The organism is Enterobacter sp. T1-1, assembly GCF_000710795.1.
GTDB lineage: Bacteria > Pseudomonadota > Gammaproteobacteria > Enterobacterales > Enterobacteriaceae > Enterobacter > Enterobacter cloacae.
Genome location: NZ_JALW01000049.1, coordinates 20,554 through 45,971, shown reverse-complemented (window position 1 = coordinate 45,971; position 25,418 = coordinate 20,554). Strand labels below are relative to the sequence as shown.

The window sequence follows — 25,418 nt, the reverse complement described above, 5'->3', positions numbered from 1 at the left end:
GGCACAATACGACACCACTATTTCTGAAACGGATGCACGTCCCGCCAGTGGTCAGCAATTTGCTGGCGGGTACAAACCCACACCCGCTCGTGCTGCTGCACATAATCCAGGAACCGCTGCAGCGCGCGAAAACGGCCCGGACGCCCCAGCAGGCGGCAGTGCATGCCGATGGACATCATCTTCGGCGCGCTTTCACCCTCTTCATACAGCACGTCAAAGCTGTCTTTCAGATAAGTATAAAACTGCTCGGCGGTATTAAACCCTTGGGCGGTGGCGAAGCGCATGTCGTTCGCGTCCAGCGTGTAGGGCACGATCAGGTGCGGTTTACGGCTGCCATCGCTGCAGGCCACTTCCGTCCAGAAGGGCAAGTCGTCGCCATAGTAGTCGCTGTCGTAGTCAAAACCGCCGTGCTCGACCACCAGCTGGCGCGTGTTGGGGCTGTCGCGCCCGGTGTACCAGCCCGCAGGCGGCTTGCCAAACAGATCGGTCAGCACGTGCACCGCTTTGTGCAGATGTTCCCGCTCCTGGTTGATATCCATGTTCTGATAGTGGATCCAGCGCCAGCCGTGGCTGACCACGTCGTAATCCGCCGCCTTAATCGCCGCGACAATCTCCGGGTGACGCGCCAGCGCCATCGCCACGCCAAAGACCGTCAGCGGCAGGCCACGTTTCTGAAATTCATGATGAATTCGCCAGAACCCGGCGCGGCTGCCGTATTCGTACAGGGAGTCCATGGACATGTGTTTGTCGGGATAGCTGGCCGCTCCGATGATGTCCGAGAGAAACTGTTCCGACCCGGCATCGCCATGCAGGACGTGGTTTTCTGCCCCCTCTTCATAATTGAGCACAAACTGCACGGCGATGCGTGCCTGATTCGGCCACTGCGCATGCGGCGGGTTGCCTGCGTAGCCACGCAGATCCCGCGGATAACCCTCTTCAAAAAGCCCCATTGCTACCCCCCCAAAAATTAAAATGGATTCAATGCCTGAAAATGTCCGCTTAACGGTTTGTTCTCCGGGAAGGCCAGATCCCCGTGCTTGCTGGTTGACAGCCCCAGCGCCACCAGCGATTCCACCATCTTCACCGCCGCACTGACGCCGTCGATCACCGGCACGCGCAGCTCGCGCGTCAGCTCCTGGGCGAGCGTTGCCATCCCGCCACAGCCCAGTACGATGGCACCGCAGCCATCCTCTTTCAGGGCCTGTATACAACGCGCGCGCACCTTCTCCTGCGCCAGGCCGCTGCCGTCTTCCAGCGCCAGCACCGGGAGATCAATCGCGTGCAGGGCCGCGCAGTGATCCTGAAAGCCATACTGCTGCAGCAAATGACGGGCGATAATCAGCGTGCGCGGCAGCGTGGTGACGATAGAAAAGCGCGTCGCCACCAGCGTGGCCATGTGCATGGCAGCTTCGGCAATGCCGACAACCGGCCCTTGCGCCAGCTCGCGCGCGGCCAGCAGCCCCGGATCGCCAAAGCAGGCAATCACGTGCCCTTCCACCCCCTGCTCTTGGCCTTTTTTGATTTGCTCAAGTACACCCACGGCGGCAATGGCTTCATCAAAATGGCCTTCGATTGAGGGCACACCCGCACTGGGGCAGACCGCGAGGATCTCCGTGCCCGGCGCAGCCACCGCGCGGGCGGCCGCGCCGATGGTTTCCGTCATTGCGAGGCTGGTATTGGGATTAATGACTTGTATACGGACAGACGACATTACGACTCCTTGTGGCTGGCGAACAGCCGGGCAAAATCGGGCAGGCATTCACCTGCCCGTTCGAAACAGAGGCTGGCGACGATATGTTCAAAATGGTGCATTAAGGCATCACTCAGGGGTTGCAGCGCTTTCTGACGCAGCAGCTCCACAAGCTGTTCGTGGTCATTGCAGCGACACCCCTGACGCCACGGTGCGCCCCAGGTGGCAATCACCAGCGAGGAGCGCTGGCTCAGGCGGGTCACCATCTCCGTCAGGACCTGATTGCCGGAGATGGCCTGCAGCTGAATATGGAAATTTGCGGAGTGGCGGATCGCCGCCGGGCCGTCGTAAGCCTCATGCGCCTGCTGCTCCTGACGGATGATTGACGCCAGCGCGGCCAGATGCGGCGGCTGACAGTGCGCCAGCACGTCCGGTAGATTGGCGACCTCCAGTAGCGCGCGGGTGCGAAAGATCTGCCGGGCCTCTTCGACCGTCGGGCTGGCAACGTGTGCACCACGTTTGGGCGTTAAGGTGACCATTTGCACAGCGGCGAGTCGCTGCAGCACCTTACGGATGCCCGTACGACTCACGCTAAAGACCTCCGCCAGCGCCTCTTCCGGCAATTTGCTTCCCGGCAGCAGTTGATGTTCGACAATCGCGGTCATCAGCGCCTGAAAGATGGATTCGTCTTTGTCTTGCAGGTCTGTCGCGGCGTGCAGACTGTTCACGTTGTTCATTAACCACTCCACTTTTTACTTTTCGCTATCGAATCGTATACATAAAAATAAAATATTGCATACAAGATTTATTATTTTGGCCTGGATCCTGCAACACCGTCTGCACTCCCACTCAACGGGTTTTCATTCACAGGAGCAGGTTTCATGCCAAACAGACAAAATACGCAACACGGTACGGCCGCTGATTCCGGTGCGGTATACAGCCCACGGCTTTGCAATGAGGATTTGGCACCGACGCGTGACCAGAACTGGAGCTGGTACAACATCTTTTCTTTCTGGATGTCCGATGTCCACAGCATGGGGGGATACGTGGTCGCCGCGAGCTTCTTTACGCTCGGGCTGGCAAGCTGGCAGGTGTTGCTCTGCCTGCTGGTGGGAATTTGCATTGTGCAGCTGTGTGCCAACCTGGTGGCGAAACCGAGCCAGATGGCGGGCGTGCCGTATGCGGTGGTCAGCCGTCAGGCCTTTGGCGTGTTCGGGGCAAACATTCCGGCGGTGATCCGCGGGCTTATCGCCTTTGCCTGGTACGGCATTCAGACCTATCTGGCCGCTAACGCCCTGATGCTGGTGGCGCTGAAGTTCTGGCCGTCACTCTCGTCGCTCACCACCGGCGCGTTTCTCGGGCTGTCGCACCTGGGCTGGGTCTGCTTTGCCATTATGTGGGTATTGCAGGCAATGGTCTTCTGGCACGGCATGAATGCCATCAAGCGCTTTATCGACATCGCCGGCCCGGCGGTCTATGTGGTGATGCTGGCGCTGGCAGGATGGATTGTATACAAGACCGGATTCGACGGGATCTCCTTTACCCTCGCCAGCAAATCCCTGAGCGCGGGCGAGCAGACCTGGCAGATGATCACCGCCACGGCGCTGGTGGTCTCCTACTTCTCAGGCCCGTTGCTCAACTTTGGTGATTTCTCCCGCTACGGCAAAAGCATGGGGGAAATCCGCCGCGGTAACCGCTGGGGCCTGCCGTTTAACTTCCTGCTGTTCTCCATCGTGACTGTGGTGATTGTCTCCGGTACCCAGTCGCTGTTTGGCCGCATGATCACCGACCCGATTGAAACCGTCAGCCGCGTGGGCAACGATCTGGCGGTGGCGATTGGTCTGTTGACCATGATCACCGCCACCATCGGGATTAACATCGTGGCCAACTTCGTCTCCCCGGCGTTTGATTTCTCTAACTGTTCCCCGCAGAAAATCAGCTTCCGCACCGGGGGAATGATTGCCGCCGTCGGCTCGATCCTGTTAACCCCGTGGAATCTGTTTAACTCCCCGGAGCTTATTCATTACACCCTGGATGTGCTGGGGGCGTTTATCGGTCCGCTGTTCGGTATCCTGATTGCCGATTTCTACCTGATTAAGCGTGGCAAGGTATCCGTGGACGACCTGTTCGATGACACGCCAGAAGGGAAATACTGGTACCGCAACGGCTTTAACCCGAAAGCCATCGGCGCGCTGATCCCCTCGGTTGCCGTCGGGCTGGTGATAAGCTTCATCCCGGCGCTGCATGAGGTGGCAAACTTTAGCTGGTTCATTGGCGTGTTCCTTGGCGGGGTAACCTACCGCTGGCTGGCGCGTGAAGAGCGCGAAGGGGCGTCCGCCGCTCACTTCACGGCACGCGAGGCCACGCAAACAATCAGACAGGAGCCGTGATGGATTACCAGACTGCGATACGCGGTGCATTTTTCGATATCGCCCGGGTCTGCGACAGCGCAGACCTGATTGCCGACCATGCGCGCTACCAGGAGGACGGCCTGCTGTTTATTCACCACGGGAAAATCGTGGCGCTCATGGCCTGGCAGGAGGGAGAGCAATATCTTGACCCGCACAAGGGTTACACCGACCTGCGCGGCAAACTGCTGCTGCCCGGCTTTATCGATACCCACGTTCATTACCCGCAGACCGAGATGATCGGCGCCTTCGGCGAGCAGTTGCTGGAGTGGCTGACCACCTATACGTTTCCGGTGGAGAGCCAGTTTGCCGACGAGAGCTACGCAAAAGAGATCGCGGAATTTTTCATAAATCAGCTGGTGAGCCACGGCACCACCACCGCACTGGTGTTTTGCACACTGCATCCGCAATCGGTGGATGCGCTGTTTACCGAAGCATCGCGTCTGAATATGCGCCTTATCGCCGGGAAGGTGATGATGGACCGGCACACCCCGGACTACCTGACCGAAACGGCACAACAGAGCTACCAGCAGACGCGGGATCTAATCCAGCGCTGGCACCACCATGGACGGCTGGGGTATGCCATTACGCCACGCTTTGCGCCCACCTCATCACCGGAACTGCTGGCAGCGGTGCGTTTACTCAGAGAGGAGTTTCCGGACACCTGGCTGCAGACCCATCTGAGCGAAAACCCGAACGAAGTGGCCTGGGTTAATGACCTGTGGCCGGAGCATGAACGTTATCTGGATGTCTATCACCACTACGGCCTCACCGGCGAGCGCAGCGTGTTTGCTCACGGGATCCATCTGCACCACAGCGAGTGGCAGTGCCTGCACGACACCGGATCGGCGGTGGCGTTTTGCCCTACTTCCAATCTGTTTCTTGGCAGCGGGCTGTTTCGGTTACCCGCCTGCTGGCAGCACAAGGTGCGGATGGGTATCGGCACCGACGTCGGCGCGGGTACCACCTTCAGCATGCTGCGCACGCTGGGGGAAGCTTACAAGGTGGGTCAGTTGCAGAGCTATCGCCTGCGCGCCAGCGAGGCCTTTTATCATGCCACGCTGGGTGGCGCGCATGCCCTGCGTCTGGATGACAAAATTGGCAACTTCGCTCCAGGCAAAGAGGCCGATTTTATCGTGATCGACCCGGCGGTCACCCCGCTTCAGCGCCTGCGTAGCGGGCGCTGCAAGGATATCTACGAGCAGCTGTTTGTGCTGATGACCCTGGGCGACGAGCGTAATATCAGCCAAACCTGGGTCAACGGCGAGCCAGTGTGGTCAGCTGCCGCGGTAGGTTGACCAGCCGCCAGGGGCAATCACAAACGGCAGATGGAAGTGCTCATCTGCCGTTTCGCCGATAAGAAAATCAATCTGCGCGCAGGGATAGAGCGTGTCGCGCCCCGTTTCGCTAAACCAGACGCCAGTCTCGGCCACCAGCCGATAGCGGCCCGCAGGCAGGACGGGAACAAATTCGGTGATGCGGCCCTGCGCGTTGGTCACGCCAGTTGCGATGATCTCCGCGTCCTGTTCAAGACGTACCGTCACCCCCTGCGCGGGTTTGCCCGTCGAGATATCCAGAATATGTGTACTGAGCGTGCTCATGCGCCAATGACTCCTTCCAGTCGTAATAAGGTAATTTCCCGCAGCTGATCCAGTGCGGCCTGCACCTCCTGCGCATCGCTGTTTTCCAGCCGCGCGTTCAGGGCCTGGAGGATCTCCTCCCCGCTGCGGCCTTTGGCGCGGATCAGAAAGACGCGCCCGAAACGGCTTTCGTAGCGGGCATTGCCTGCCCGTAACGCCTCAGCAAGCCGGGCATCATCATGATTCACCGCTCCCTGCTCCCGACGCGACAGCGCCGCCTCCGCCTGCGTGCCCATGGGCTTCTCACCGATGCGCGGATGCGCGCTCAGGGCCTGCGTGAGCGCGTGTTCATCCCAGCTATGCGTCAGCGCCTGGGCCGCGTTAAACAAAACCTCCCGGCTCGGATAAGGCCGCCCGGCGACCAGCGCCTCGGCCCAGCCGGGAATGGCCACGCAAGGGTGTAATAGCGTAAGCACCTCTTCGAGACTTCGGTGATTAAAATCGTCCAGCGTTATCATGGTTCCTCCCGTGTCATCATCGTCCCTGAACATTGCACAAAACACGCCACTCTTGCCTGAGACCTGAAACAGTTGATTCCTGATCCCTAAACCGGAAATTATTGATTCATAAAAAGGCATTCCCACCGCGATAACGCACCTTAGCAGTGCAAACATCCCTCCCACAACGCCCTTTACGCCACTCTGCAGCCTGGTACGCAAATTGCTGATGTTAATGACACCCGGCAAAAGGAGAGAAGCATGAAAGCAATCGTCATTGGTGCGGGCATTGGTGGCCTGAGCGCCGCTGTCGCGCTGGAAAAGGCGGGCATCGACTGTACCGTGTTTGAAGCAGTAAAAGAGATCAAACCCGTTGGCGCGGCCATCTCCATCTGGCCCAACGGGGTGAAATGCATGCAGCACCTCGACATGGGCGACATTATTGAGACATACGGCGGGCCGATGCGCTTTATGGCCTACAAGGATCACCGGCGCGGCGACACGTTGACCCGCTTTAGCCTGGCCCCGCTGGTGGAGCGCACCGGGGGACGCCCCTGCCCCGTCTCGCGCGCTGAACTGCAGCGCGAGATGCTGGACTTCTGGGGTCGCGAGCGGGTGCAGTTCGGCAAGCGCGTCGAACACGTCCGGGAAGATGATGCTGGCGTCAGCGTAACATTTACCGACGGCAGCACGGCGACGGGCGATTTTCTGATTGCCGCCGATGGCAGCCATTCGGCGGTGCGCCCGTACGTGCTGGGGTATACCCCCGAGCGCCGCTACGCCGGTTACGTTAACTGGAACGGACTGGTGAAGATTGATGAAGAGATTGCCCCCGCCCACCAGTGGACCACGTTCGTGGGAGAAGGCAAGCGTGTGTCGCTGATGCCCGTCTCCGGTGGCCGCTTCTATTTCTTTTTTGATGTCCCGCTTCCCCTCGGTCTGGCGGAAGATCGCACCACCCTCAGAGCCGATCTCATGGGTTACTTCCGCGGCTGGGCGCCGCCGGTGCAGAAGCTGATCGCCGCGCTGGATCCGGATACCACCAACCGCATAGAAATCCACGACATTGAGCCCTTCGATAGCCTGGTACGCGGCCACGTGGCGCTGCTCGGCGATGCGGCGCACAGCACCACGCCGGATATCGGCCAGGGCGGCTGCGCGGCGCTGGAGGATGCGGTTGTGCTGGGTGATTGTCTGCGCGAAAACCACAACATTATGCTGGCGCTGCGGCAGTACGAAGCCCTGCGCTGTGACCGGGTACGCGACCTGGTGCTGAAGGCTCGCAAGCGCTGTGACGTCACGCACGGTAAAGATATGGCGTTAACCAGAGCCTGGTATCAGGAGCTGAGAGAGGAGACCGGGGAGCGCATTATCAACGGTTTGTGCGACACCATTCAGGGCGGACCATTAGGCTGAACGTAAGAGGAATACACATGAATAAAGCACCTGTACCACCCGCCCATTGCACGTTTGAGCCAGAGGACTGGCTGCGTCTGGCAAAGTGCTGGCATCCGGTTGCGCGCGCCTGCGACATTGGCGCGGCGCCGGTTAAGGCGACCCTGCTTGACGAAGCGCTGGTTATCTACCGCGTGAAAGGCCAGGTCGTGGTCGCCCGCGACGTTTGTCCGCATCGCGGCGTGCCGCTGACGCTGGGCTTTCATGATGAGCACGGGATTATCTGCCCCTACCATGGCCTGCGCTTCGGAGAAGATGGCCGCTGCAACCGTATTCCCTCCAGCCCCGACCAGCCAGTACCGGCGAAACTCAACCTGATTAACTACGCCGTGGAGGAGCGCTTTGGATTGATCTGGACGTGTCTGGCGTTTGACCCGGATAACCCGATGCCGCTGCCCACCATGCCGCACTGGGATGACGATGGCTTTCAGCAGATCAACTGTCCGGCGTTTGAGGTGAATGGCTTCGCTGGCCGCCAGGTGGAAGGATTTCTGGATGTGGCGCATTTTGCGTGGATCCACACCAGCACCTTTGCGGACCCGGATAACCAGCTCGTCCCGACCTATCAGCCACAGGAAACACCGTTTGGTTTTGTAGCGGACTACTGGAGTTCGGTGAGCAATTATCCCGCCAGCGCTGACGTGCAGGCGCCGGAAGGCTTCCAGTGGCTGCGCCATTTTGAAATGCATTTGCCGTTTACCGCCACCCTGACGATCCATTTTCCGGGCGAATCCCGGCTGGTGATCATGAACGCCGCGTCGCCGGTCTCGTCACGCGTCACCCGCATGTTTGCCCCGATTGCGCGTAACTTTGATCTGCATATTCCGGTGGAAGAGGTGCATGCCTTTAACCTGCGGATTTTTGAGGAAGACCGCCTGATGGTCGAGACCCAGCGCCCGGAAAGTTTGCCGTTGGATCTGACCCTTGAAGCCCATATTCCCGCGGATAAAAGCTCGATTGCCTATCGCCGGGGGCTGAAAAAGATGGGTTTTGGCGCGTTTTTCCTGGTCTGATGGAGGGCTGTCATGAGTGATATCTTAAGCGTTATCGTCGACGGGCTGTGGCGGCAGGGGAACAAAAGCCTCGCCGTCAGGCTGGTGGCGGAAAACGGTGAAGCGCTGCCAGAGTGGCAGCCCGGTGCGCATATCGACGTGCATCTGCCCTGCGGGGTTATACGTCAGTATTCCCTGACCGGCCCATGCGGGAGTGAAGGCTATCTGATCTGCGTGGGCCGGGAAACCGCCTCGCGCGGCGGGTCGCGCTATATTCATGAGACGCTGCGTCCCGGTCAGACGCTGCTGATCTCCGCGCCGCGCAATCTGTTTGCCCTGCAGGAGGCCGAACGGGTGTTGCTGCTGGCTGCGGGGATCGGGATTACGCCACTGTATGCCATGGCCCTGCAGCTGGAAGCAGCCGGAACCCCGTTCACTCTGCACTATTATGTCAGACACGCTGAAAGCGCGGCTTTCGCCCGCGAACTGGCGCAGTTTGAGCATGGTAAGTGCGTTATCCATACCACCAGCCCGCGCACGTTGCTGGCAGAGCATATCCCGATGGCCGCGGCGGATCTTCACGCCTGGGTCTGTGGCCCGGCCGGGTTTATGGAAAAAGTACGTGAGGTGGCGACGGCGAAAGGCTGGGATGGCGCCACGATCCACAGCGAGGCGTTTCAACCCGCTGCGCCTGATACCGGCGCTGAAAGTGGCGAGATCTTCACGGTTAAACTGGCCTCCACCGGAGAGCGCTGGCCTGTGCCCGCAGATAAAACCATTGCTCAGGTGCTACAGGAAAACGGTGTGGCCGTACCGCTCTCCTGCGAGATGGGGATCTGCGGTGCGTGTCTGACACCGGTGATTGACGGCGTGGTGGATCACCGGGATAGCGTACAGTCAGAGGGAGAGAAAAACGCCCCGAACCCGCTTGTGGCGCTATGTTGCTCAAGAAGTCATTCCGCTGAGCTGGTGATTGGGCTGTAAAACGAAAAAACCCTGCGATAGTGCTATCGCAGGGTTTTCGAATTTGGCGGAAGCGTAGAGATTCGAACTCTAGAACCCTTTCGGGTCGCCGGTTTTCAAGACCGGTGCCTTCAACCGCTCGGCCACGCTTCCAAAGTGAGGCGCACTATAAACATCTCTGAGCATGATGTAAAGCGTGAAATTGCATAAAGTTACACTTGCTCACCATCACCCCGCCCTCTGGCGTCATGACTCACTTCGGCGACGTTAATCTGAATATGAAGTTTCCCTCTCATTACAGGCACCGGCAAATGTCCGGCAGGCAGCGTGTTGCGCTCAATCACAATATATGTATTATGTTATAACATAACAATTTGGGATTGATTCTTATGCTTCTGAAAAAAGGGTTATTACTGACAGTACTGCTGGCCATGGCACCAGCCACGTTTGCAGCAACAACTTACCCGCTGACGATTGAAAATTGCGGCGTCAGGCAGACCTTTACGCAAGCGCCACAGCGCGTCGTTACCGTGGGTCAGCATGAAACGGAATTGATGCTCGCGCTGGGGCTGGAAAAATCTGTCGCCGCAACCTCAGTCTGGTTCGGCAAACTCCCGGATTCGCTGGCTGATGCCGGAAAAAAACTCCCCCGGCTTGCGGATAACTCCCCCTCTTTTGAAGCCGTGGTGGGACAAAAACCGGAACTCGTCCTCGCTCAGTATCACTGGCATATTGGCCCGCAGGGCGAGGTGGGAACACGCGAGCAGTTTGCATCCCTGGGGATTAAGACGTGGATCTCCCCTGCCGACTGCACGGACAAAACGGTGACGGCAACCTCAAACGCTGACGGAGCACGGAGCACGCCGTTTTCACTGGCAGAAATAAAACACGAAGTCACAGACCTGGCCGCCATCTTTGATGTTCCCGCGCGCGGCGAGCAGCTCAATCGTGAGCTGACAGAACGGATTCAGAAAGCGCAGGCGCGCATCTCAGCAAAACCCCTGAAGGTTGTCTTTTGGTTTTCAAGCAGCCGCCTGAATGGCGATCCCTGGGTGGCAGGGAATTACGGCGCGCCTGGCTGGATAAGCCGCACGCTGGGGTTAAAGAACGTTATTGACTCGCATGATGAATGGCCCGCTGTCACCTGGGAACATATTGCCCAAATGCAGCCAGACGTTATCGTCATCGCTCAGATGTCACGCAGGCTCTACCCTGCCGATGACGCCGCGGTAAAAGAGGCCTTTTTACGACGCGATCCGGTGACAAGAAACATTCCGGCGGTCAGGAATAAGCAGATTATTGTGGTGCCCGCAATGTCGTTAAACCCTTCTTTGCGTAACGTCGACGCGGTTGAGCTTATCAGCGATCGGCTGGCTTCATTCCAGGACGAATAATGAGTCATGTATCTTCTCCCCGCCGCCAGCAGGGGTTAATGGCGGCAGGCGCCGTGGCATTGCCGCTGATGCTGGTCTTTGCCGCGAGTATCGGCGATATGCCGGTATCGTATGCCGTTACCGGAAAAGCGATCCTCAATGGTCTTGGGCTGACTGCATACGTTCTGCCGCAACCCGAGGAAGGCATCGTCTGGCAGTACCGCATGAGCCGCGCACTCATGGCTGCTTGCAGCGGCGGCGGCCTGGCACTGTGCGGGCTGGTGCTCCAGTCAATACTGCGCAACCCCCTGGCGGAGCCCTATCTGCTGGGCATCTCAGCAGGCGCTTCGCTGGGGGCCGTCTGCGTGATGCTGCTCGGTATCGGGGGGAGCGTGATTGGCGTGAGCAGCGGTGCGTTTGTTGGCGCCTGCGCCGCTTTTGCGCTCATCATGTTGATTACAAACGGCATGAGCGCAAGCCCGTCGCGCATTTTGCTGGCAGGCATTGCGGGCACACAGCTCTTCAACGCCATGACCGCGTATATCGTCAGCACCTCCGCCAATGCCGAGCAGTCGCGTAGCGTTATGTTCTGGTTAATGGGCAGCCTGAGCGGTGTGCGCTGGCCGGACGCGCTGCTGGCGCTGGCCGTTACGTTAACGGGCCTGCTGATGGTATGCCTCTTTTCGCGGGCGCTGGACACCTTTACCTTTGGAGACGAGGTCTCTACCACCCTCGGGATACCGGTGACCGCCGTACGAATTATCCTGTTGCTGACCTGCGCGTTCGTCACCGCAACCCTGGTCAGTGCCATAGGCGCAGTGGGATTTGTGGGGCTGGTCATTCCCCATGTGACGCGCATGCTCGGCGGTCCGGGCCATCGCCGCACGATCCCACTGACGTTTCTTATCGGCGCGCACTTTATGATCCTGGCCGATGTCGTGTCACGCACGCTGATTGTGCACCAGGTGCTTCCCATTGGCGTGGTGACGGCACTGGTGGGCGCACCTGTCTTTGTGGCGCTGCTTTATCAAAACCGGAAGGAGCATCCATGAATATTTCCGTCTCGGGGTTAAGTGTGACCCGACAAGCACAGACGGTGCTTGAGGATATCGATCTCGACCTGTCATCCGGGCAGATTGTCGGCCTGTTAGGGCCAAACGGCTCGGGCAAATCAACGCTGTTACGCTGTCTTGCCGGGCTGTTTCCACACCACAGTGAACGCGTCGCGCTTAATGGCACGTCGCTTAGCGTGATGCCGTTAAAAACGCGCGCGCGGCAGTTAGCTTTCGTCCCACAACATGCCGACGTTGAGGGAGAACTGACCGTCGAGGAAATCGTGCGGCTGGGACGTACGCCTTACCGGAAGGCGTTTCAGAGAAGCACTCGCGATGATGATATGGCGGTGGAAGAGGCGATTAGCCTCATGCGGCTATGCGGATTACGCCAGCGGCGGTGGCAGCAACTGTCTGGTGGGGAGCGTCAGCGAACCCAGATAGCGCGAGCGCTGGCACAGCAGCCCCGGGTGTTGCTGCTTGATGAGCCGACAAACCACCTGGACATTCAGCACCAGCTGGAGCTGATGCGACTTATATCGCAACTGCCTCTTACGGTGGTGGTGGCGCTGCACGATCTCAATCTGGCGGCTAACTACTGCCAGCGGCTGATCCTTCTGAAGACCGGGCGTATCGCGGCCACGGGCGCGCCTGCGGAAGTGCTCACCCCTGAAAATATAGAGCAAACCTGGTGCGTTAAAGCGAGCGTCTACAGGGCAGACGCCGGAATGACGATCGGCTACAACATGGGCGGCATGGCGGAGGTGTAGAGCCAAAGCAAAAAACCCTGCGATATTGCTATCGCAGGGTTTTCGAATTTGGCGGAAGCGTAGAGATTCGAACTCTAGAACCCTTTCGGGTCGCCGGTTTTCAAGACCGGTGCCTTCAACCGCTCGGCCACGCTTCCTAAGTGAGGCGAACTATAAACACCTCACCGCAGGCTGTAAAGAGCACGCGCATTCGTTCGCTTTAAAAATAGCCAAATTACGTTTAATCGGTTGAATAGACAACATATTGGCCATTTTGCCAGCACAACATCCAGCGATTGTCTTAGTGTTTTTTGATGTACATATCTTTCGTATAGTAATACCCGAGCTTATCCGGCTTGAATCCCCCCACCCACGGCTTCACCAGGTGCGTACGAACGTAGTGATAGACAGGGATCGCCGGCACATCACGCCCCAGCAAATCCTCTGCCTGTTGATAAAACTTACCGCGCTCTTGTGCCGTTTTCGACTTCGCCGCATTCACCAGCGCTTGATCGTACTCAGGATTGCTGTACTGCGTGGTGTTTTGGCTATCCCCGGTACGGAAGTTATTCAGGAATGTGGAGGCGTCATCGTAATCGGCAATCCAGGCGTAGCGCACCGCGTCAAAGTTATGGGTGTGCATGGTATCGAGCATGGTTTTCCACTCCTGGTTCTGCAGCTTCGCCTCGACGCCCAGATTTTTCTTCCACATTGAGCTGGCAGCAATCGCGATACGCTGGTGCGTTTCAGAGGTGTTATACAGCAGATTAAAACTCAGTGGATGGCTGGCGTTATACCCGGCCTCTTCGAGCAGTTTTTTCGCCTCGGCAATTCGTTTGTCCCGCGGCCAGCTTGCGTAATCCGGGTTCTGTAACTTAACGCCACCAATGTCCGGCTGGCTGATAAGCCACGCCGGACGCTGTCCCTGCCCCATCACTTTATCTGCGATGATGTCTTTATCGAGCGCCATATTGAGCGCCTTACGCACGCGCGCATCGTTGAACGGCGGGCGGGCGGTGTTGAATTCGTAATAGTAGGTGGCAAGCTGCGGGGAGACATCCAACTGACTGCCCAGCGTTTTCTTAAGCTGGGCGAACTGGTTGACTGGCACCGTGTAGACAATATCGATTTCTCCCGCTTTATAGCGGTTCACATCAGCCGCCTCGGAGGTGATAGGCAGATATGTCACCTTGTTGATCACAGTATGGGCATTATCCCAGTAGCGCGGGTTACGCTCCGCCACAATGCGTTCGTTAACTACCCATGAGGACAGCTTATAGGCACCGCTGCTGACGATGTGCTCGGGCTTGGTCCACTTATCGCCGAAACGCCCCACCAGGACTTTATCTATCGGCACCAGAGACGGGTGTGCCAGCATCGCCAGGAAAGCAGCATTAGGCTGCGAAAGCGTGACTTCCAGCGTGGTGTCATTGATGGCTTTCACGCCCAGCGTATCGGGCGTTTTTTTGCCTTCGGCAATTTCATTACCGTTGACTATAAGCATGCTTCCGGGATAGCTGGCATACGGTGAGGCGGTTTTTGGGTCAACCAGTCGCTGCCAGCTCCAGACGATATCTTCTGCGGTGATGGCGGTACCGTCGCTCCAGGTGATGCCCGGACGCAGATGGAACGTCCAGACGGTGTTGTCCTTGTTCTCCCATTTTTCCGCCAGCCGTGGCTGGATTTCACCCGCCGGGGAGACACTGACCAGCCCGTCGAATAAATCGCTGATAATATTGAATTCGACATCGCTTTCGACTTTATGCGGGTCGAGCGAAGCGGGTTCACTTCCGTTATTCCTGACCAGTTCCTGCTTATCGGCCAGCTGCGTTCCTGCCGGCACGTTAGCCGCCCAGGTTGCCGTGCTGGCGCACAGGATCCCGGCCGCCAGTAAAGAGAGTGTAAAGTGAGTGCGTGTTTGTGGTTTCATTTCCTTCGCCTTATTGTCTGTTTTGTGACGATCCGGAAATAACTCTTAGCGGCCTTATGGTAATAAGGCAATATTTTTCAGTAACCTATAAGAGCTTGATCTGATTAATTGTGCCAAACCGCTGTTCATACTGATGAAACGTCTTTCTGCAGAATAAATAACCAGCTCCGGCGCTAACCTGCTGAGTAAAGATGGGTAAAACCACTTTGAGACTGGCGCGCCGTTTCCTATTCTTTCCGTTAATTACATCTGTCATAAGAGAGTGACTCATGGATCGTATAATTACTTCCTCACGCGACCGCAAATCGCTACTCAGCACCCACAAGGTGCTGCGCAATACGTACTTTATGCTCAGCCTGACGCTGGCGTTTTCGGCGATCACCGCCACCGCCAGCACCGTGCTGATGCTGCCGTCTCCGGGGCTGATCCTGACGCTGGTGGGGATGTACGGTCTGATGTTCCTGACCTACAAAACCGCTGACAAACCGGTCGGTATTCTTTCCGCGTTCGCCTTTACCGGCTTCCTGGGTTATATCCTGGGGCCAATCCTGAACGCATACCTGTCTGCCGGCATGGGGGATGTGATCGGTATGGCGCTGGGCGGCACCGCGCTGGTGTTCTTCTGCTGCTCCGCCTACGTGCTGACCACCCGCAAGGACATGTCCTTCCTCGGCGGTATGCTGATGGCAGGTATCGTAGTGGTGCTGATTGGTATGGTGGCTAACATCTTCCTGCAGCTCCCTGCCCTGCACCTGGCGATTAGCGCGGTGTTTATCCTGCTGTCATCCGGCGCGATCCTGTATGAAACCAGCAACATCATTCACGGCGGTGAGACCAACTACATCCGCGCCACCGTGAGCCTGTATGTGTCGCTGTACAACATCTTCGTCAGCCTGCTGAGCATCCTGGGCTTCGCCAGCCGGGATTAAGCCAGAGTGTTGTGTACCGAGCCCCGCTTATGCGGGGCTTTGTTTTTTGGTACACTGCGGCGGTTTTTGACTGATGCGTGAATAACTATGTTGAGCTTTGAAGGTAAAGAGATCGAAACCGATAACGACGGTTATCTGAAAGACAGCCACCAGTGGAGCGAGGCGCTGGCGGAAGTGATTGCAGAAAAAGAGGCGATCGCGCTCTCCCCGGAGCACTGGGAAGTGGTGCGCTTTGTGCGCGAGTTCTATCTCGAATTCAATACCTCTCCGGCTATCCGGATGCTGGTTAAAGCCATGGCCAATAAATTCGGTGAAGAGAAAGGCAACAGCCGCTATCTGTATCGTCTGTTCCCGAAAGGCCCGGCCAAACAGGCCACCAAAATTGCCGGCCTGCCTAAACCGGTGAAATGCATTTAGTAGCGAATACCGAAGTTCATGTATTCCCGGCCGGGTTGATGCGGTTCGGTTAAGACCTTATCAACCCGGGCACTGCGCGGCCCACCCGCTTTCAGCCACGCCAGCAGTTTTTCAACCTGCTCTGCCTCGCCACAGGCGACCACCTCAACGCTGCCATCATCCATGTTTCGCGCATATCCCGTTAGCCCAAGTTGAACGGCCTCACGCTGCGTGCTGTAGCGGAAGCCCACGCCCTGAACGACGCCGTGAACCCAGGCGATAGTGCAGACTTTTGACATCTTCCTTCTCCTTATCCGTCTGGCGCGTTGCATTTCCCCGGCGAACTCGGGAAAATGGCGGCCATTTTCTTGAATCGACAGAATAGCAAATTATGAGTGTACGTTTAGTGTTAGCCAAAGGGCGCGAGAAGTCATTACTGCGCCGTCATCCCTGGGTCTTTTCCGGCGCGGTTGCCCGTATGGAAGGTAAAGCCAGCCTCGGTGAAACCATTGATATTGTTGACCATCAGGGGAAATGGTTAGCACGAGGCGCCTACTCGCCAGCCTCCCAGATCCGCGCGCGCGTCTGGACCTTCGACAAAGATGAAACCATCGATATCGACTTCTTCGTGCGTCGTTTGCAGCAGGCGCAGCAGTGGCGCGACTGGCTGGCCAAACGCGATGGTCTGGACAGCTACCGCCTGATTGCCGGAGAGTCCGACGGTCTGCCGGGCGTGACCATTGACCGCTTCGGTAACTTCCTGGTCCTGCAGTTACTGAGCGCTGGGGCGGAATACCAGCGCGCCGCGCTGATAAGCGCCCTGCAGTCTCTGTTCCCGGAGTGCGCCATCTATGACCGCAGCGATGTGGCTGTGCGTAAAAAAGAGGGAATGGAACTGACCCAGGGTCCGGTGACCGGCGAACTGCCGCCTGCCCTGCTGCCTATCGAAGAACACGGCATGAAGCTGCTGGTGGATATTCAGGGTGGTCATAAAACGGGCTATTACCTCGACCAGCGTGACAGCCGTCTGGCCACGCGTCAGTACGTTGCCGGCAAACGCGTGCTCAACTGCTTCTCTTACACCGGCGGCTTTGCGGTATCGGCTTTAATGGGCGGCTGCGCGCAGGTGGTGAGCGTGGATACGTCTCAGGAAGCGCTGGATGTGGCAAAACAGAACGTCGAGCTGAACAAGCTGGATCTGAGCAAAGCCGAATTCATTCGCGACGACGTCTTCAAACTGCTGCGTAAATATCGCGATCAGGGTGAGAAGTTTGACGTTATCGTGATGGATCCGCCTAAGTTTGTGGAGAACAAAAGCCAGCTGATGGGTGCCTGCCGCGGCTATAAAGATATCAACATGCTGGCCATTCAGCTGTTGAACCCAGGCGGCGTGCTGCTCACCTTCTCCTGCTCTGGACTGATGACCACAGATTTATTTCAGAAAATCATCGCCGATGCCGCAATAGATGCTGGTCGTGATGTACAATTTATAGAGCAGTTCCGTCAGGCAGCCGATCACCCGGTGATCGCTACCTACCCGGAAGGGCTGTATCTGAAAGGGTTTGCCTGTCGCGTCATGTAACTTGAAAAGAGAAATATTGCCCGCACATAGAGTGTAAGTAGTGTTTCCCGGGAGGTGACTATGATTGCCAGCAAATTCGGTATCGGCCAGCAGGTCCGCCACACTTTGCTCGGGTATTTGGGTGTGGTCGTGGATATCGACCCGGAGTATTCCCTTGATGAACCGTCGGCGGATGAGCTGGCGGTGAACGCAGAGCTTCGCGCCGCACCCTGGTACCATGTGGTGATGGAAGGTGATGATGGACAACCCGTCCATACTTATCTTGCTGAGGCGCAGCTAAGCAGTGAATTGCAGGATGAGCATCCGGAGCAACCCACGATGGATGAACTGGCTCAGACTATCCGCAAACAGTTACAGGCTCCGCGCCTGCGGAACTAAGCGTGTAAAAAAAGCCCGATAACGGGCTTTTTTTATGACTTTGTCAGCCCCAGCCGGGGGATTTCAATCGCCGGACAGCGGTCCATCACCACCTTCAGCCCCGCCTCGCGCGCCAGCACCGCAGCCTGTTCGTTAATAACGCCTAACTGCATCCACAGCGTTTTCGCACCGATGGCAATGGCCTCCTGCGCCACGCCCCATGCAGCCTCGGAATTACGGAACACATCCACCATATCCACTTTTTCCGGTACGTCGTTTAGCGTGGCGTATCCTGGCTGGCCCAGCAAGGTCTTACCGGCCACTTTTGGTGACACAGGGATGACGTGGTAGCCCTGATCGAGAAGGTACTTCATTACCCGATAGCTTGGACGATCCGGTTTATCGCTCGCTCCCACCAGCGCAATGGTGCGTGTGGACGTCAAAATCTCGGCAATATCATTCTCTTTCATGCTTTTCCTCCTGGCTTTTTAACAAGTGTATGTCAAAGCGCACATCTCAACCATCCATCCCATACAGATGTATGAGAGCAAAAGGCCAGAATATGTCTATATGTTAGTAAACATGATTATCGACAAATTTAGATACATTATCGCGGTAAGCGTACGTTAAACAGGAGCCCCTATGAAAGCCGGCCTTGCCACTGCTGTGATTGCGTTAGTGATGCCGGTTTGCGTTTTTGCAACCACGCTTCGGCTTTCTTCCGACATTGACCTGCTGGTGCTGGACGGGAAAAAAGTCTCCAGTTCGTTATTACGCGGTGCAGACAGCATCGAACTGGATAACGGCCCTCATCAGGTGGTGTTCCGGGTGGAAAAAACCATCCGCCTTGCTAATCATGAACAACGAACGTATCTCTCTCCCCCGCTGATTATGAGCTTTAACACCCAGCAGGTAAGCCAGGTGAACTTTACGTTGCCGCGTCTGGAAACGGAAAAAGAGTCGGCGACGTTTGACGCCTCGCCGCGTGTGGAACTGGTGGATGGCGATGCCACCCCGATCCCGGTGAAGCTGGATATTCTGGCGCTGACGTCGTCACCGAAGGGCACAGATTATGAGGCCGCAACCCAGGCCTATAATAAAGCGGGTAAGCGCGCCTCGCTGCCCCGGTTTGCCACCATGATGGCTGACGACAGTACACTGCTGTCCGGCGTCTCAGAGCTGGATGTGATCCCCCCTCAATCCCAGACGCTGACAGAACAACGCCTGAAATTTTGGTTCCAGCAGGCCGATCCCGACACGCGAGCCCGTTTTTTACAATGGGTGAAGCAACAACCTTCGTCGTAAGCCACATTTTTTTCGCCTTTCTCTTGCAGCATCAGGCGGTTCCCGTCATCGTGTAGCCAGTTAACCTGATGGATATGATTATGGAACTGACAACACGCACATTACCGGCACGCAAGCACATTGCGCTGGTTGCGCACGATCACTGTAAACAAATGCTGCTTAACTGGGTTCGCCGCCATCAGTCCTTGCTGGAAAAGCACGCCCTCTCGGCGACGGGCACCACCGGTAACCTTATCCACCGCGAAACGGGTCTGGAGGTGAACGCCATGCTGAGCGGCCCGATGGGTGGCGATCAGCAGGTGGGCGCACAGATTTCTGAGGGGAAAATTGATGTTCTGATCTTCTTCTGGGACCCGCTGAATGCGGTTCCGCATGACCCGGACGTGAAAGCGCTGCTGCGTCTTGCCACCGTATGGAATATTCCGGTGGCGACAAACCTGTCGACGGCGGATTTCATCATTGAATCACCGCAGTTCAACTCGCCGGTTGAAATTCTCATCCCGGATTATCAGCGTTATCTTTCCGAGAGACTGAAGTAGCGTTATGCCCGGCGGCGCTACGCTTGCACGGGCCAACGAGTTTTGTCGGCCGGGTCAGGCGAAGCCACCACCCGGCAATCCCGCTACGGCTTGCGCGCCACCGGCACATCAATACTCTTCAGAATATCGACAAATACTGACGGCTCCTCTTTGTTGAACAGCAGCCACACGCGATGACGCGCGCGAGTGATCGCCACGTACAGCAAACGCCGCTCTTCGGCATCCGGGAAATCCTCCGGTACCGGCAGTAATGCTTCTTCCATCACCGACTCACGGGCAGGGGCCGGGAACCCATCGCTCCCCTCTTTCAGCCCGACCACAATGACGTAATCGGCCTGCTGGCCTTTGCTTGCGTGGATGGTCATAAAATCAAGCTGCAGCTTCGGCCAGCGAGTCGCCGCCTTCTCCAGCGCCGCAGGTTTTAGATGGTGATAACGCGCCAGTACCAGAATACGTTCATCTGGCTTTGCGTAGCCGCTGAGTTTGTCCAGCAGCGGCTCAAGCTGGTCGTCCGCCAGCAGGGTTACGGCTTTTTTATCTCCCGCCCTCAGGCTATTAAGCGGCTTGGCCAGCTGATGGGGGTTCTGCTGAATAAAGCGGTTCGCAATTTCGCCAATTCGGGAGTTAAAGCGGTAGGTGGTGTCCAGATCGCTGCGATCGCCTTCGCCAAAATAGTGATGGAACGCGGTGGTCAGTGAAAGCTGCGCGCCGCTAAAGCGGTAGATGGCCTGCCAGTCATCCCCTACGGCAAACAGAGAGGTATGTTTATTTTGCGCCCGTAACGCCGAAAGCAGCGCGGCACGCTGCGGAGAGATATCCTGGAACTCATCAACCAGAATATGTTTCCACGGACTGACGAAGCGCCCCTTCTCCAGAATGATGATGGCCTGATGGATCAGGCCTGAGAAGTCGACGGCGTTTTCCTCCTTCAGCGCCGTTTTCCAGGCTTTCAGCAGCGGTGCCATCAGTTTGACCCGCTTTGAAAAAAGCGCGCGGATGTCCTCCGGCGCACTCTCAATCATCTCAGCCTGCGTTCCACCGTGCATGCGCATCAGGCTCACCCAGCGGTCGAGACGCGAGCCAAGCCGTCGCGCCAGCTTTTCATCCTGCCAGAAACTGCCTTCCGGCACGTCCCAGTTGAGCTCGTCTTCCAGCCATTGTCGCCACCCTTTCGCCTGCGCTTTTTTCTCGCTGCACTGCTGCCGCCAGGCCTTAATAAACAGGGCCTGACGCGCCTGGGTGTCGTTTTCCAGTTTACTGATGGAAGGGACTTTTTTGCTGCCCTGCTGAATGATGTGCAGGGCAAGGGCATGGAAGGTTCGGGCGGTAATATCCCGGGTGTGCAAACGCTCCTGAATGCGTTCGTCCATCTCCTGCGCCGCCTTGCGACCAAACGCCAGCAGCAGGATCTGATCGGCGACGGCCTCGCCCGTTGTCAGCAACCACCCCGCCCGCGCGACCAGTACGGACGTTTTGCCGCTCCCGGCCCCCGCGAGCACCAGCAGCGAATGTTCGCCGTTAACCACGGCGCGAGCCTGGGCAGGATTCAGCGGCGACGACTCCACCGTACTGAAGAAATCGGCATAGCGGGTGAGCATTTCGTCAGTCCACGCCTGGTTATGCGCCAGCCGGCTCTTGTCTGCGTCGCTCAGCCAGGCCTGACACTGTCGCCAGGCGTCACGGCAATTATCAAACTCATTGAGACGCGTCACCGGTAACGGCAGCGCCGACAGCGCCTGCCTGATTTTTTGCTGCAGACCGGCGGTCTGCTGACGGGTCAGCCATGTTTGTTGGGCATTACTCTGCGCGATATCACTCAGCACCTGCTGCAGGACCTGTGCGGCTATCACGCTCATATCGTGACTCCACTGCTGCCAGAGCTGGTTCAGATGATGATGAAAACGCTGGGTTTCGCCCCACTCCGTACCGTGAAGACGCACGACTTTATCCGCAGGGAGCACAAACTCCAGTTCGCCCCATACCAGCCCGCGTTTGCAGTGGATGGCCAGGAGTTGATTGAACGGAATGAGGTATTCGTGGCGTTCACCGGAGACCTTTACTCCCGCGTTGAGGAGGACAACCTTGTCATAAGGGTGTTGCGCCAGGCGTTTGCCCATTGAAGTTGCTTTCAGTTCCATATCCAGCCGGATCCACGAAGAGATAATTGCCTGATAGTTTAACTGCCAGTTTTAAGGTGCTCCAGCCTAAAAAAACGTTACAATCATTGGGCGTTAATTTTATCGAAAGGAAGTGAGGGTTTATGCGTACCGTTCTGAATGTGTTGAATTTTGTGCTGGGCGGTTTTGCCACCACCCTTTCCTGGCTTTTTGCCACCCTGGTGAGCATCGTCCTGATTTTTACGCTTCCCCTGACCCGCTCCTGCTGGGAAATCACCAAACTATCCTTTATCCCTTACGGGAATGAAGCGGTTCACGTTGACGAACTGAACCCGGAGAATAAAAGCGCGCTGATGAACACGGGCGGAACCGTGCTGAACATTCTGTGGTTGATTTTCTTCGGCTGGTGGCTGTGCGTAATGCATATTTTTGCCGGTATTGCGCAGTGCATCACAATCATTGGTATTCCGGTGGGGATCGCGAACTTTAAGATCGCCGCCATCGCTCTGTGGCCTGTCGGGCGCAGGGTAGTTCCGGTCGAAGTGGCCCAGGCGGCGCGTGAAGCGAATGCACGTCGTCGTTTTCAGTGATTAAGGACTGGCCGCGTCTATGCTAAGCCCACTGCTTCGCCGTTACACCTGGAACAGCTCCTGGCTCTATAACGTCAGGATTTTTATCGCACTTTGCGGCACGGTTGCGCTGCCGTGGTGGCTGAACGATGTCAAGCTCACCATTCCGCTCACGCTGGGGGTGGTTGCGGGAGCGCTGGCGGATCTCGACGATCGCCTTGCCGGGCGTCTGCGCAACCTGGTCATCACCCTTGTCTGCTTTTTTATTGCCTCCGCGTCCGTGGAGTTGCTGTTCCCGTGGCCATGGCTGTTTGCTTTAGGCCTTACGCTTTCCACCAGCGGGTTCATTTTGCTGGGTGGGCTGGGGCAGCGCTATGCCACCATCGCGTTTGGCGCCCTGCTGATTGCCATCTACACCATGCTGGGGGTGTCACTTTACGACCAATGGTATCAGCAGCCTGTACTGCTGTTGCTGGGGGCCATCTGGTATAACCTGCTGACGTTAACCGGCCATCTGATCTTCCCGGTTCGCCCTCTGCAGGATAACCTTGCCCGCAGTTACGAGCAGTTGGCCCACTATCTTGAGCTCAAATCCCGGCTGTTTGACCCGGATATTGAAGAGGAGAGCCAGGCTCCGCTCTACGATCTGGCTCTGGCGAACGGCCAGCTTGTCGCCACGCTTAACCAGACAAAAGCGTCGCTGCTTACCCGGCTTCGCGGCGACCGTGGCCAGCGAGGGACGCGCAGAACGCTGCACTATTACTTTGCCGCTCAGGATATTCATGAACGCGCCAGTTCGTCTCATGTTCAGTATGCGGCCCTGCGCGAGAAGTTTCGCTACAGCGACGTTATGTTCCGCTTCCAGCGTCTGCTTTCCATGCAATCCCAGGCGTGCCAGCAGCTGGCGCGCTCCATTCTGCTGCGCACGCCTTATCAACACGATCCACGCTTTGAACGCGTGTTCAGCCATCTTGATGCGGCAATTGACCGCGTGCGAGCCAGCGGAACGTCGCCGGAGCACATCAAAGCGTTGGGATTTTTGCTCAATAACCTGCGGGCGATTGATGCTCAGCTGGCAACGATTGAGTCTGAACAGGCCATGGCGCTGCCGGGCAATGAGGCGGACAGTCAGCTCGCGGATGACAGCGTGCACAGTTTTAGCGATATGTGGCTCCGGTTAAGCCGAAATTTTACGCCGGAATCTGCCCTGTTTCGCCATGCGGTACGCATGTCGCTGGTGCTGTGCGTGGGCTACGCCTTTATCCAGATAACCGGTTTACATCACGGGTACTGGATCCTGCTGACCAGCCTGTTCGTCTGCCAGCCGAACTATAACGCTACCCGACACCGCCTGGCGCTGCGAATTATCGGCACGCTGGTGGGGGTCGCAATCGGGCTACCGGTGCTCTATTTTGTGCCCTCGGTGGAAGGCCAGCTGATCCTCATCGTAATCACCGGGGTGCTGTTCTTCGCCTTTCGTAATGTGCAGTACGCCCACGCGACGATGTTCATCACCCTGCTGGTACTACTCTGCTTTAATCTGCTGGGCGAAGGGTTTGAAGTCGCCCTGCCCCGCGTGATCGATACCCTGCTCGGCTGTGCTATCGCCTGGGCGGCAGTGAGTTTTATCTGGCCCGACTGGCGTTTTCGTAATTTGCCGCGCGTCCTGGACAGGGCGATGAATGCCAACTGCCGCTATCTGGATGCCATTCTTGAACAGTACCACCAGGGACGCGATAACCGTCTGGCTTACCGCATTGCCCGACGTGATGCGCATAACAGCGATGCTGAACTGGCTTCCGTAGTCTCTAATATGTCAACGGAGCCGCGCGCCACGGCAGAAATTCGTGAAACGGCTTTCCGCCTGCTGTGTCTGAACCATACCTTCACCAGCTATATCTCTACGCTCGGTGCCCACCGCGAAAAACTGACAAACCCGGGCATCCTTGCCTTGCTGGATGATGCTGTCTGCTATGTCGATGATGCGCTACATCACCGCCCAGCCGATCAACCGCGTGTCCAGCAGGCGCTGGATGAACTGGCTCAACGGATTGCGCATCTTGACCCAGGAAACGACAGCAAAGCGCCGCTGGTTCTCCAGCAGATTGGTCTGCTTATCGCTCTGCTGCCAGAAATTTGCCGACTGCAACAGCAAATCGCTACCTGGAGGAGCGATTCTCCTGTGGCTCAGGCAGCGCATTAAACCACTCCGTCAGCTCCCGGCGAATTTCCGCCGGGAGTGCCGCTTCATGCAGGCCCTCAATCGCCCCTTCCAGGGCAAACAGTACTTTGATACTGAGCGCTTTATTTTTTGCCCGCAGCTTTAGCCAGCTCGTTCTGGCTCCCAGCGACCGGAGGGTATCTTCGTTGGTAATCCCGGCTTCACAGAGCAGGACTTCCAGCTGAAAAGTCAGGTTGGGCAGATCCTTTAGTCGGTTTCGCTGGTAGCGCTGGATGCGCTCTTTACGCGCGGCATTAAGCGCGTAAGAGGAAAGCTGAAGCAGCCGCTCCCTGTCCTGCCAGAGACCGTCATCCACACGATAATAGTTGAGAAGGATCGGCCGGCCGCGTTTCATTAAGGTCAAAAAGGAGGATCCGTTTTTTACACAGTACTTCGCACTTTCCTCACAGGCGCGAAGGTAAAGCTCACCGTCTGACACCATGGCAAACACCGCCTCATCGACGGCCAGGGTATAGCCACCAAAAAGCGCACGATGATGAATTTCTCCTAATGGAGAGAGGTATTCCTGGGATTTATAAATCCGTTCATAAGATATCTTTTTCATGATATTTCCATTAAAAATCAGATATTAACGACGACATTTCTTACTAACGGATCCGTTAACAGGAAAATAGGCAACTTATTGCCGATGAGCAAGATGATTTTTTCAGGTTCGCCAGGAATGAATGAATTTTGCGAGTCGCTTTCCGAAAT

At 57.1% G+C, this 25,418-nt stretch carries 25 protein-coding genes, 2 tRNA genes and 1 pseudogene; 16 read left to right on the top strand and 12 right to left on the bottom strand.

The window, feature by feature from the left end; all coding sequences use genetic code 11:
* Nucleotides 1-17: 17 nt before the first annotated feature.
* The 3 genes and pseudogenes from puuE to AK59_RS0116140 form a co-directional block, all read right to left on the bottom strand.
* Entirely contained in the window at nucleotides 18-917 is a 900-nt protein-coding gene (gene puuE / locus AK59_RS0116150; protein WP_226836439.1) for an allantoinase PuuE, read from the bottom strand.
* Nucleotides 835-1,711 (bottom strand): annotated as a pseudogene (gene hpxA / locus AK59_RS0116145) (allantoin racemase). The gene puuE and the pseudogene hpxA overlap by 83 nt, the downstream one beginning before the upstream one ends.
* Nucleotides 1,711-2,427, bottom strand: a complete 717-nt coding sequence (locus AK59_RS0116140) for a GntR family transcriptional regulator (RefSeq protein ID WP_029883242.1) — start codon at nucleotides 2,425-2,427, stop codon at nucleotides 1,711-1,713. Before AK59_RS0116140 ends, hpxA begins: the two are co-directional and overlap by 1 nt.
* 144 nt (nucleotides 2,428-2,571) lie before the next feature.
* Here AK59_RS0116140 and AK59_RS0116135 point away from each other — a divergent pair, with 144 nt between their 5' ends.
* Together AK59_RS0116135 and guaD are read left to right on the top strand one after the other, a co-directional pair.
* The gene (locus AK59_RS0116135) at nucleotides 2,572-4,080 is read left to right on the top strand and encodes an NCS1 family nucleobase:cation symporter-1 (protein ID WP_029883241.1); all 1,509 of its coding nucleotides are present in this window, start codon (nucleotides 2,572-2,574) and stop codon (nucleotides 4,078-4,080) included.
* Nucleotides 4,080-5,396 (top strand): guanine deaminase, encoded by a 1,317-nt coding sequence (guaD, locus tag AK59_RS0116130; RefSeq protein WP_029883240.1) that lies wholly within the window; start codon nucleotides 4,080-4,082, stop codon nucleotides 5,394-5,396. The genes AK59_RS0116135 and guaD overlap by 1 nt, the downstream gene beginning before the upstream one ends.
* Here guaD and uraH read toward each other — a convergent pair.
* Both uraH and uraD read right to left on the bottom strand, forming a co-directional pair.
* Nucleotides 5,376-5,699 (bottom strand): hydroxyisourate hydrolase, encoded by a 324-nt coding sequence (uraH, locus tag AK59_RS0116125; RefSeq protein WP_029883239.1) that lies wholly within the window; start codon nucleotides 5,697-5,699, stop codon nucleotides 5,376-5,378. The two genes, guaD and uraH, sit on opposite strands and share 21 nt — an antisense overlap.
* Nucleotides 5,696-6,196, bottom strand: coding sequence for a 2-oxo-4-hydroxy-4-carboxy-5-ureidoimidazoline decarboxylase (gene uraD / locus AK59_RS0116120; RefSeq protein WP_029883238.1), 501 nt, complete (start codon nucleotides 6,194-6,196; stop codon nucleotides 5,696-5,698). The genes uraH and uraD overlap by 4 nt, the downstream gene beginning before the upstream one ends.
* A 240-nt stretch (nucleotides 6,197-6,436) precedes the next feature.
* On the opposite strand from uraD, the gene hpxO reads away from it, so the two are divergent.
* The 3 genes from hpxO to AK59_RS0116105 are packed head-to-tail and all read left to right on the top strand — an operon-like array spanning nucleotide 6,437 to nucleotide 9,606.
* Nucleotides 6,437-7,591, top strand: coding sequence for an FAD-dependent urate hydroxylase HpxO (gene hpxO, locus AK59_RS0116115; protein ID WP_029883237.1), 1,155 nt, complete (start codon nucleotides 6,437-6,439; stop codon nucleotides 7,589-7,591).
* 17 nt (nucleotides 7,592-7,608) lie between these two features.
* Nucleotides 7,609-8,643 carry a molybdenum cofactor-independent xanthine hydroxylase subunit HpxD gene (gene hpxD, locus AK59_RS0116110; protein ID WP_013097237.1) on the top strand — a complete coding sequence of 345 codons (1,035 nt, stop codon included), beginning with the start codon at nucleotides 7,609-7,611 and terminating at the stop codon, nucleotides 8,641-8,643.
* Nucleotides 8,644-8,655: 12 nt separating this feature from the next.
* Complete coding sequence (locus AK59_RS0116105; RefSeq protein ID WP_029883236.1) at nucleotides 8,656-9,606, top strand: PDR/VanB family oxidoreductase; 951 nt, start codon at nucleotides 8,656-8,658, stop codon at nucleotides 9,604-9,606.
* Between the two features lie 44 nt (nucleotides 9,607-9,650).
* Here the strand turns inward: AK59_RS0116105 and AK59_RS0116100 are convergent.
* Nucleotides 9,651-9,738 (bottom strand) — tRNA-Ser (locus tag AK59_RS0116100).
* A 236-nt stretch (nucleotides 9,739-9,974) separates the two neighbouring features.
* On the opposite strand from AK59_RS0116100, the gene AK59_RS0116095 reads away from it, so the two are divergent.
* The 3 genes from AK59_RS0116095 to AK59_RS0116085 are packed head-to-tail and all read left to right on the top strand — an operon-like array spanning nucleotide 9,975 to nucleotide 12,780.
* Entirely contained in the window at nucleotides 9,975-10,979 is a 1,005-nt protein-coding gene (locus AK59_RS0116095; protein WP_029883235.1) for an ABC transporter substrate-binding protein, read from the top strand.
* Nucleotides 10,979-12,010: a FecCD family ABC transporter permease gene (locus AK59_RS0116090; protein WP_029883234.1), complete on the top strand. Its 1,032-nt coding sequence runs from the start codon at nucleotides 10,979-10,981 to the stop codon at nucleotides 12,008-12,010. Before AK59_RS0116095 ends, AK59_RS0116090 begins: the two co-directional genes overlap by 1 nt.
* A complete protein-coding gene (locus tag AK59_RS0116085; RefSeq protein WP_029883233.1) occupies nucleotides 12,007-12,780 on the top strand; it encodes an ABC transporter ATP-binding protein in 774 nt (257 codons plus the stop codon). Before AK59_RS0116090 ends, AK59_RS0116085 begins: the two co-directional genes overlap by 4 nt.
* Before the next feature lie 49 nt (nucleotides 12,781-12,829).
* Here AK59_RS0116085 and AK59_RS0116080 read toward each other — a convergent pair.
* Both AK59_RS0116080 and AK59_RS0116075 read right to left on the bottom strand, forming a co-directional pair.
* Nucleotides 12,830-12,917, bottom strand: a tRNA-Ser gene (locus AK59_RS0116080).
* 143 nt (nucleotides 12,918-13,060) lie between these two features.
* Nucleotides 13,061-14,689: an ABC transporter substrate-binding protein gene (locus AK59_RS0116075; protein ID WP_029883232.1), complete on the bottom strand. Its 1,629-nt coding sequence runs from the start codon at nucleotides 14,687-14,689 to the stop codon at nucleotides 13,061-13,063.
* Between the two features lie 269 nt (nucleotides 14,690-14,958).
* Between AK59_RS0116075 and yccA the strand changes: the two genes are divergently transcribed.
* A complete protein-coding gene (yccA, locus tag AK59_RS0116065) occupies nucleotides 14,959-15,618 on the top strand; it encodes an FtsH protease modulator YccA (RefSeq protein WP_029883231.1) in 660 nt (219 codons plus the stop codon).
* Between the two features lie 87 nt (nucleotides 15,619-15,705).
* Nucleotides 15,706-16,035 carry a sulfurtransferase TusE gene (gene tusE, locus AK59_RS0116060; RefSeq protein WP_013097245.1) on the top strand — a complete coding sequence of 110 codons (330 nt, stop codon included), beginning with the start codon at nucleotides 15,706-15,708 and terminating at the stop codon, nucleotides 16,033-16,035.
* Here tusE and yccX read toward each other — a convergent pair.
* Nucleotides 16,032-16,313, bottom strand: a complete 282-nt coding sequence (gene yccX / locus AK59_RS0116055; RefSeq protein WP_013097246.1) for an acylphosphatase — start codon at nucleotides 16,311-16,313, stop codon at nucleotides 16,032-16,034. The two genes, tusE and yccX, sit on opposite strands and share 4 nt — an antisense overlap.
* A 92-nt stretch (nucleotides 16,314-16,405) precedes the next feature.
* Between yccX and rlmI the strand changes: the two genes are divergently transcribed.
* Both rlmI and hspQ read left to right on the top strand, forming a co-directional pair.
* The gene (gene rlmI, locus AK59_RS0116050; RefSeq protein WP_029883230.1) at nucleotides 16,406-17,596 is read left to right on the top strand and encodes a 23S rRNA (cytosine(1962)-C(5))-methyltransferase RlmI; all 1,191 of its coding nucleotides are present in this window, start codon (nucleotides 16,406-16,408) and stop codon (nucleotides 17,594-17,596) included.
* Nucleotides 17,597-17,656: 60 nt separating this feature from the next.
* Nucleotides 17,657-17,974, top strand: a complete 318-nt coding sequence (hspQ, locus tag AK59_RS0116045) for a heat shock protein HspQ (protein ID WP_013097248.1) — start codon at nucleotides 17,657-17,659, stop codon at nucleotides 17,972-17,974.
* Between the two features lie 32 nt (nucleotides 17,975-18,006).
* Here hspQ and AK59_RS0116040 read toward each other — a convergent pair whose 3' ends face one another.
* Nucleotides 18,007-18,423 carry a CoA-binding protein gene (locus AK59_RS0116040; RefSeq protein WP_020689684.1) on the bottom strand — a complete coding sequence of 139 codons (417 nt, stop codon included), beginning with the start codon at nucleotides 18,421-18,423 and terminating at the stop codon, nucleotides 18,007-18,009.
* A 172-nt stretch (nucleotides 18,424-18,595) separates the two neighbouring features.
* On the opposite strand from AK59_RS0116040, the gene csgI reads away from it, so the two are divergent.
* Together csgI and mgsA are read left to right on the top strand one after the other, a co-directional pair.
* Nucleotides 18,596-19,258, top strand: a complete 663-nt coding sequence (csgI, locus tag AK59_RS0116035; RefSeq protein ID WP_020689685.1) for a curli synthesis inhibitor — start codon at nucleotides 18,596-18,598, stop codon at nucleotides 19,256-19,258.
* A gap of 80 nt (nucleotides 19,259-19,338) precedes the next feature.
* Nucleotides 19,339-19,797, top strand: a complete 459-nt coding sequence (gene mgsA / locus AK59_RS0116030; RefSeq protein WP_013097251.1) for a methylglyoxal synthase — start codon at nucleotides 19,339-19,341, stop codon at nucleotides 19,795-19,797.
* Between the two features lie 83 nt (nucleotides 19,798-19,880).
* Here mgsA and helD read toward each other — a convergent pair whose 3' ends face one another.
* Complete coding sequence (gene helD, locus AK59_RS0116025) at nucleotides 19,881-21,935, bottom strand: DNA helicase IV (RefSeq protein WP_029883229.1); 2,055 nt, start codon at nucleotides 21,933-21,935, stop codon at nucleotides 19,881-19,883.
* 122 nt (nucleotides 21,936-22,057) lie between these two features.
* Between helD and AK59_RS0116020 the strand changes: the two genes are divergently transcribed.
* Both AK59_RS0116020 and yccS read left to right on the top strand, forming a co-directional pair.
* A complete protein-coding gene (locus tag AK59_RS0116020) occupies nucleotides 22,058-22,504 on the top strand; it encodes a YccF domain-containing protein (RefSeq protein WP_013097253.1) in 447 nt (148 codons plus the stop codon).
* A gap of 19 nt (nucleotides 22,505-22,523) precedes the next feature.
* A complete protein-coding gene (gene yccS, locus AK59_RS0116015) occupies nucleotides 22,524-24,686 on the top strand; it encodes a YccS family putative transporter (RefSeq protein WP_014831317.1) in 2,163 nt (720 codons plus the stop codon).
* On the opposite strand, the gene AK59_RS0116010 is transcribed toward yccS, so the two are convergent.
* On the bottom strand, nucleotides 24,643-25,269 hold the full coding sequence (locus AK59_RS0116010) for a TfoX/Sxy family DNA transformation protein (RefSeq protein WP_013097255.1): 627 nt from the start codon (nucleotides 25,267-25,269) through the stop codon (nucleotides 24,643-24,645). The two genes, yccS and AK59_RS0116010, sit on opposite strands and share 44 nt — an antisense overlap.
* Between the last annotated feature and the right edge of the window lie 149 nt (nucleotides 25,270-25,418).

Bases quoted from the DNA above. Each gene is read 5' to 3' on its own strand.
- AK59_RS0116140 (WP_029883242.1), bottom strand. From the start codon at position 2,427: ATGAACAACGTGAACAGTCTGCACGCCGCGACAGACCTGCAAGACAAA.
- AK59_RS0116135 (WP_029883241.1), top strand. From the start codon at position 2,572: ATGCCAAACAGACAAAATACGCAACACGGTACGGCCGCTGATTCCGGT.
- guaD (WP_029883240.1), top strand. From the start codon at position 4,080: ATGGATTACCAGACTGCGATACGCGGTGCATTTTTCGATATCGCCCGG.
- uraH (WP_029883239.1), bottom strand. From the start codon at position 5,699: ATGAGCACGCTCAGTACACATATTCTGGATATCTCGACGGGCAAACCC.
- uraD (WP_029883238.1), bottom strand. From the start codon at position 6,196: ATGATAACGCTGGACGATTTTAATCACCGAAGTCTCGAAGAGGTGCTT.
- hpxO (WP_029883237.1), top strand. From the start codon at position 6,437: ATGAAAGCAATCGTCATTGGTGCGGGCATTGGTGGCCTGAGCGCCGCT.
- hpxD (WP_013097237.1), top strand. From the start codon at position 7,609: ATGAATAAAGCACCTGTACCACCCGCCCATTGCACGTTTGAGCCAGAG.
- AK59_RS0116105 (WP_029883236.1), top strand. From the start codon at position 8,656: ATGAGTGATATCTTAAGCGTTATCGTCGACGGGCTGTGGCGGCAGGGG.
- AK59_RS0116095 (WP_029883235.1), top strand. From the start codon at position 9,975: ATGCTTCTGAAAAAAGGGTTATTACTGACAGTACTGCTGGCCATGGCA.
- AK59_RS0116090 (WP_029883234.1), top strand. From the start codon at position 10,979: ATGAGTCATGTATCTTCTCCCCGCCGCCAGCAGGGGTTAATGGCGGCA.
- AK59_RS0116085 (WP_029883233.1), top strand. From the start codon at position 12,007: ATGAATATTTCCGTCTCGGGGTTAAGTGTGACCCGACAAGCACAGACG.
- AK59_RS0116075 (WP_029883232.1), bottom strand. From the start codon at position 14,689: ATGAAACCACAAACACGCACTCACTTTACACTCTCTTTACTGGCGGCC.
- yccA (WP_029883231.1), top strand. From the start codon at position 14,959: ATGGATCGTATAATTACTTCCTCACGCGACCGCAAATCGCTACTCAGC.
- tusE (WP_013097245.1), top strand. From the start codon at position 15,706: ATGTTGAGCTTTGAAGGTAAAGAGATCGAAACCGATAACGACGGTTAT.
- yccX (WP_013097246.1), bottom strand. From the start codon at position 16,313: ATGTCAAAAGTCTGCACTATCGCCTGGGTTCACGGCGTCGTTCAGGGC.
- rlmI (WP_029883230.1), top strand. From the start codon at position 16,406: ATGAGTGTACGTTTAGTGTTAGCCAAAGGGCGCGAGAAGTCATTACTG.
- hspQ (WP_013097248.1), top strand. From the start codon at position 17,657: ATGATTGCCAGCAAATTCGGTATCGGCCAGCAGGTCCGCCACACTTTG.
- AK59_RS0116040 (WP_020689684.1), bottom strand. From the start codon at position 18,423: ATGAAAGAGAATGATATTGCCGAGATTTTGACGTCCACACGCACCATT.
- csgI (WP_020689685.1), top strand. From the start codon at position 18,596: ATGAAAGCCGGCCTTGCCACTGCTGTGATTGCGTTAGTGATGCCGGTT.
- mgsA (WP_013097251.1), top strand. From the start codon at position 19,339: ATGGAACTGACAACACGCACATTACCGGCACGCAAGCACATTGCGCTG.
- helD (WP_029883229.1), bottom strand. From the start codon at position 21,935: ATGGAACTGAAAGCAACTTCAATGGGCAAACGCCTGGCGCAACACCCT.
- AK59_RS0116020 (WP_013097253.1), top strand. From the start codon at position 22,058: ATGCGTACCGTTCTGAATGTGTTGAATTTTGTGCTGGGCGGTTTTGCC.
- yccS (WP_014831317.1), top strand. From the start codon at position 22,524: ATGCTAAGCCCACTGCTTCGCCGTTACACCTGGAACAGCTCCTGGCTC.
- AK59_RS0116010 (WP_013097255.1), bottom strand. From the start codon at position 25,269: ATGAAAAAGATATCTTATGAACGGATTTATAAATCCCAGGAATACCTC.